We start from the raw sequence: 5,387 nt of genomic DNA on the forward strand, positions 1-5,387 counted from the left end.
CTGCGCCTGCTGGCCGCGGTGGAGCGGCCGGACTCGGGCGAGGTCGAGTTCGCGGGGCGGCCCGCGTGGGTGAAGCGCCGCCGCCGCGTCCCGCGCCCCGGTTTCGTCATGCCGGTCTTCCAGCACCCGCGGGCGAGCCTGGACCCGAGGTGGCCGATCTGGCGCACCGTGGGCGAGCCGATGCCGCGCGAGCCCGATCGCCGCGGCCGGGCGCGGGACCTGCTCGACCGGGTCGGGCTGCCCGGGATCGACCTCGACGCGCGGCCGACCGAGCTGTCCGGCGGGCAGTGCCAGCGCGTGGCCATCGCCCGCGCGCTGGCGGCCGAACCCGCCGTGGTGCTCGCCGACGAGCCGACCAGCGCGCTGGACGTCACCACGGCGGCGGGCGTGCTGCACCTGCTGCGCGCGGTCGCGGACGGCGGGACGGCGATCGTCCTGGTGAGCCACGACGGCGCGGTGCTCGACGTGCTGGCGGACCGCGTGCTGCGCCTGGTGGACCGCAGTCTTGCGGTCGAGCCGGTCGACGCCGGTGAGGTCGTCGAAAACCCTGTCGCGGCAAGGGGAGCGGGTCTACACTCCGGCTGAAATGGTTTTCATTTCCAGCTCAGGAGGGTGTGTTGTCCCGTCGTGCCCTGGCGGCCCCGCTCACGGTCGCGTTGCTGGCCGGTTGCGCGGCGGCCCCGCAGCAGACCACCGAACGGCCCCGGGCCTTGCGCGTCGCCGCGGCGGAATCCGTGTGCAGCGTCCGGCCCGGCGGTTTCACCAACCTGTCCACGGTGTCCTATGGGTTCGCGGAGTTGTTGGTCAGGCCGAAACCCGACGGCTCGCTGGAACCCTGGCTCGCCGAGTCGTTCAGCCGTGACGGCGACACCACGTGGCGGTTCAAGCTGAGGCCGGGGGTGAAGTTCCACAACGGCCGCGACGTGGACGCCGCCGCCGTGGTCGCCGGGATCCGGCGGCACGCCGAGAACTCGTTCGTCTCCGACGCGGTGACCGAGGGCCGGGTGGAGGTGACGGGACCGCTGGAGTTCACCCTCACCACCGCCGAACCCACCGCCACCGGGCCCAACGCGCTGGCGTCGATCTTCTCCTACCCGGTCCACGACGCGGAGGCGCTGGAGCGCGCGGGCGACGACGAGCAGAAGGCGGCCGAGGCCGGGCTCTACACCGGGCCCTACCGCCCGACCGGGGTCCGGGGCGACCGGATCACCGCCACCCGGTTCGACGACTACTGGGGCGACCGCGCGCCGTACGAGGAGTACGAGCTGCGGTGCGTGGCCGACGCGCAGGCCAGGCTGGGCGCGGTGCGCGCGGGCGAGGTGGACCTCGCGCTCGGGCCGCCGACCGGGGTCGCGGACGTCGTGCGCGGCGACGACCGGCTGCGCCACGTGCGCGCGGAGGTCGCCACCGAGGCGGCGTGCCTCCAGCTCAACCTGAACCGGGCGCCGTTCGACCAGGCCGAGGTGCGCCGGGCCTTCCTCCTGGCGGTCGACTACGGCCGGCTCGCGGCGGACCTGCCCGACGGGCTGGCCGAGCGCGCCGAGGGCCTGTACCCCCGGAGCGTGCCGTGGCACCAGTCCCTCCAGCGCACCGACGTGGCCGAGGCGGGGCGGCTGCTGGACGCGGCGGGCTGGCAGGCGGGCCCCGACGGCGTCCGGGTCCGCGGCGGCGCACCGCTGAAGATCACCTACCTGTGGTCGGAGGACCCCACCTACGAGCGGATCGGCTTGCTGCTGCGCGACCAGTTGCGCCAGGTCGGCTTCGACGTGGAGCTGCGGCAGGTCGAGGCGCACTACGACAACACCGACTGGCCGCAGGAGTGGAACCTCAACGTCAACCCGCTGCGCATGGAGGGCCTGGGCAACGACCCGGGGCAGGTCCTGCTGAACTGGTTCGGCGTCGGCGGCCAGAACTTCGGCGGTGTCCGGGACGCCGAGCTGGACGAGCTGGTCGACCGGCTGGGCGCGGCGGCCACGCCCGCGGACCGCGACGACCTGCTGCGGCGGGCCGAGCGCCTGCTGGTCGACCGCGGGTACGCCTCGGTGCTCGTCTTCCGCGCGAACGACGCGGTGGCGGGGCCCGGTTTCCACGCCTACCGGCCCGACCCGAAGCTCCTCGCGGTGGACGCGCGGAATCCCTGGCACGAGGGCTAGCATGCTAGTAGGCTAGTAACCGTGACCGAGAGGCAGCAGTTCAACGTGTACCTGCCGAAGGACCTCGTGCGAGAGGCGAAGCACGCGGCGGTCGACACCAGGCAGACCTTGTCCGGCCTGGTGGAGACCGCGTTGCGGGAGTACCTGGGCCGGCTCGACGCCGAAGGTGCGCGATGATCCTGATGCCCGTGGTCTACGTGTCCGACGTGGACGCTTCGCTGGCCTTCTACGCGGCGCTGGGCTTCGTCGAGCGCAACCGCAGCCGCAGCGGCGCCTGGGTGGAGCTGGAGGGCCCCGGCGGTCGCCTGGGCCTGCACGAGTCGCGGGTGCGCCCGGCGCCCGCGCTGCCCGAGGCCGACGAGCCCGTGGGGCCGGGGGTGGTGATGCTCGGCTTCGTCACCACCGAGCCCCTGGAGAAGCTCGTCGAGGCGGTCGCCCAAGCGGGGCACGAACCGGTGCGGGGCATCGCCGACGAGTCGTTCGGCCGGTCCGTGGTGCTCGCGGACCCGGACGGCGCGCACATCCAGGTCAACGAGCACGACGAAGAGCTCTACACCTGACACGGCCGGGGGGAAGCCGCCATGATGCTCCACCGCGCACTGCTCGCGCTCGCCGGTGACATCCGGGGCCACCTGGGCGTCAACATCGCGCTGGGCCTGCTGATCACCCTGGCGAACGTCGGCCAGGGCCTGCTGACCGCCCTGGTCTTCGCCAGGCTGCTGACCGGCGCCGACCTCGCCGGCGTGCGGTGGCCCCTGGTCGCCCTCGCGGCGGTCGTGCTGCTGCGCGCGGGCCTGGTGATCGCCTCCGAGATCGCGGCCCAGCGCACCGCCCACGCGGTGAAGCTGCGCGTCCGGGCCAGGCTGTTCACCAAGCTGCTCGCCCTGGGGCCGGGCTACCTGACCGACCGGCGCAGCGGCGACGTGCAGTCCACGCTGGTGGACGGCGTCGAATCGCTGGAGACCTACTACAGCCGCTACCTGCCCACCGTGGCGGTGTGCCTGCTGGGCCCCGCCGGCATCCTCGTCTACCTGGCCGCCCGCGACCCGCTGTCCGCCGTGGTCATCGCGCTGTGCGTGCTCGTCGTGCTGGTGCTGCCGCGCCTGTGGGACCGCACGCTGGGCAAGGCGGGCGCGGAGCACTGGGGCGCCTTCGGCAGGCTCAACGCCGACTACATCGACGCCATGCAGGGCATGACCACGCTGAAGAGCTTCAACGCGGTCGAACGGGAGCGCAACACCCTCGGCGCCCGCGCCCACCAGCTCTACAAGGCGTCGATGCGGCACCTGGGCCTGTCGCTGTTCGACAGCGGCATCACCACCTTCGGCCTGCTGGCGGGCCCGGCGCTGGCCATCGCGCTCGGCGTGCTGCGCTTCGCCTCCGGCTCCCTGGACCTGTTCACCCTGCTGGTCCTGCTGCTGCTCAGCCGCGAGTGCTTCCGCCCGCTGGGCGACCTGTCGAAGTACTGGCACGCGGGCTACCTCGGCGTCGCCGCGGCCAAGAAGATCGACGAGCTGCTCACCGCGCCGCCGCTGATCGGCGACCGCCCCGACGGCCCCGCCGTCGACGCGCGGTCGCTGCGCCCGGTGGTGGCCTTCGAGGGCGTCTCGTTCACCTACCCGGGCCGCGACGTGCCGGCCGTCCGGGACATCGACTTCACCGTCGAGCCGGGGCACACGGTCGCCGTCGTCGGCGAGTCCGGGTCGGGCAAGAGCACGCTGGTGGGCCTGCTGATGCGCTACTTCGACCCGTCGCACGGCCGCATCACCATCGACGGCCACGACATCCGCGCCCTGCCCGTGGAGGACCTGCGGTCGCTGATCGCGGTCGTGTCCCAGGACACCTACCTGTTCACCGGCACGGTCGCGGACAACATCCGGCTGGGCAAGCCCGAGGCCACCGACGAGGAGGTGCGGGCCGCCGCGCTGGCCGCCAACGCCGCCGAGTTCATCGAGGCGCTGCCCGACGGCTACGGGACGGAGCTGGGCGAGCGCGCGCTGACCCTGTCCGGCGGCCAGCGCCAGCGCATCGCCATCGCGCGGGCGCTGCTCAAGGACGCGCCGATCCTCGTGCTGGACGAGGCCACGTCGAGCGTGGACTCCGTGAGCGAGGCGGCGATCCAGCAGGCGCTGGGCCGGGCGTCCCGGGGGCGCACGACGCTCGTCGTCGCGCACCGCCTGTCCACCGTGCGCGACGCCGAGCAGATCATCCTGCTGGGCGACAGCCGCATCCGCGAGGTGGGCGTGCACGACGACCTGATGCGCCGCCGGGGCGATTACGCGCGCCTGGTCGCCGCGCAGAGCGCCGACAACTGACCGGGCCGAGCCGAACCCTGGAGTGGAGCGAGCGATGACCCTGACCGCGGCACCGGACTCGGCGGCCGACCCCGCCGACCGGCCTCCCGTCGACGAGGCGACACCGTCCCGGCCCGTCGCCGCGCTGGTCCCGCTGATCGGCGGCCACCTCGGCACGTTCGCCTGGACCGTGCTGTCCGGGCTGGTCTACCACGTGACCGTGGTGGGCGCGGCGGTGATCGGTGCGTGGCTGGTCGGCAGCGCCGTCACCGGCGCGCCCGCCGACGAGCTGCGCGCGCTGCTGCCCTGGCTGCTGGGTTTCGTGATCGTGGCCGCCCTGTCGCGGTGGTGGCAGATGTGGGTGGCCCACGACCTGGCCTACCAGCTGCTCGCCGACCTCCGGGTGCGGCTGTTCGACGGCCTGGAACGCCGCGCGCCCCGCTACCTGCTCGGCCGCCGGACCGGCGACCTGGCCACCACCGTGATGTCCGACGTCGAGACCATCGAGTGGTTCTACGCCCACACGATCGCCGACTACCTGGTCACCGCGGTCGTCTCCGGCGGCGCGGTGGTGGCGATCGCCTTCATCGACCCGTGGCTGGCCCTGGCGCTGCTGCTGTTCCTGCTCCTGCTGGCCACCGTGCCGGTGTGGCTGGCCCGCCGCGCCGACGCGCAGGGCTCCGAGCTGCGCGGCGAGCTGGGCGCGCTGGGCGCCGAGGTGATCGACGGCGTGCAGGGCCTGCGGGAGCTGGTCGCGTTCGGCCGGGGCGAGGACTACCTCGAACGCCTGCGGCGGCGGACCAGGGAGCTGCAGTCCCGGCAGATGGCCTACGCCCGCCGCTCCAGCGTCGAGGCCGTCGCCTCCGACGCCCTCACCGCCGCCGGCATCACCGTCGTGCTAGTCATCTCGGCGGTCCTGGTGACCGGGGGTTCGCTGGAC

6 protein-coding genes are annotated in these 5,387 nt (G+C 73.7%); all 6 read left to right on the forward strand.

The genetic code is table 11. The features are described from left to right. Window positions 1-585 (forward strand): ATP-binding cassette domain-containing protein (locus ACFV4N_RS39265; protein ID WP_499677761.1); only part of this gene is annotated, 585 nt, incomplete at its 5' end. Window positions 586-617: 32 nt separating this feature from the next. After that, window positions 618-2,153 carry an ABC transporter substrate-binding protein gene (locus ACFV4N_RS39270; protein WP_499677762.1) on the forward strand — a complete coding sequence of 512 codons (1,536 nt, stop codon included), beginning with the start codon at window positions 618-620 and terminating at the stop codon, window positions 2,151-2,153. Window positions 2,154-2,174: 21 nt separating this feature from the next. Continuing rightward, complete coding sequence (locus tag ACFV4N_RS39275; RefSeq protein ID WP_344042741.1) at window positions 2,175-2,330, forward strand: type II toxin-antitoxin system CcdA family antitoxin; 156 nt, start codon at window positions 2,175-2,177, stop codon at window positions 2,328-2,330. Then, window positions 2,327-2,713 (forward strand): VOC family protein, encoded by a 387-nt coding sequence (locus tag ACFV4N_RS39280; protein WP_499677763.1) that lies wholly within the window; start codon window positions 2,327-2,329, stop codon window positions 2,711-2,713. The genes ACFV4N_RS39275 and ACFV4N_RS39280 overlap by 4 nt, the downstream gene beginning before the upstream one ends. Before the next feature lie 21 nt (window positions 2,714-2,734). Beyond that, on the forward strand, window positions 2,735-4,468 hold the full coding sequence (locus tag ACFV4N_RS39285) for an ABC transporter ATP-binding protein/permease (protein WP_499677764.1): 1,734 nt from the start codon (window positions 2,735-2,737) through the stop codon (window positions 4,466-4,468). Window positions 4,469-4,502: 34 nt separating this feature from the next. Then, window positions 4,503-5,387 (forward strand): ABC transporter transmembrane domain-containing protein (locus ACFV4N_RS39290; RefSeq protein ID WP_499677765.1); only part of this gene is annotated, 885 nt, incomplete at its 3' end.

Source organism: Actinosynnema sp. NPDC059797 (genome assembly GCF_042732085.1).
Taxonomy (GTDB): domain Bacteria; phylum Actinomycetota; class Actinomycetes; order Mycobacteriales; family Pseudonocardiaceae; genus Actinosynnema.

Excerpts from the sequence above, each read along its gene's own strand:
- ACFV4N_RS39285 (WP_499677764.1), top strand. The coding sequence starts at position 2,735 with ATGATGCTCCACCGCGCACTGCTCGCGCTCGCCGGTGACATCCGGGGC.
- ACFV4N_RS39280 (WP_499677763.1), top strand. The coding sequence starts at position 2,327 with ATGATCCTGATGCCCGTGGTCTACGTGTCCGACGTGGACGCTTCGCTG.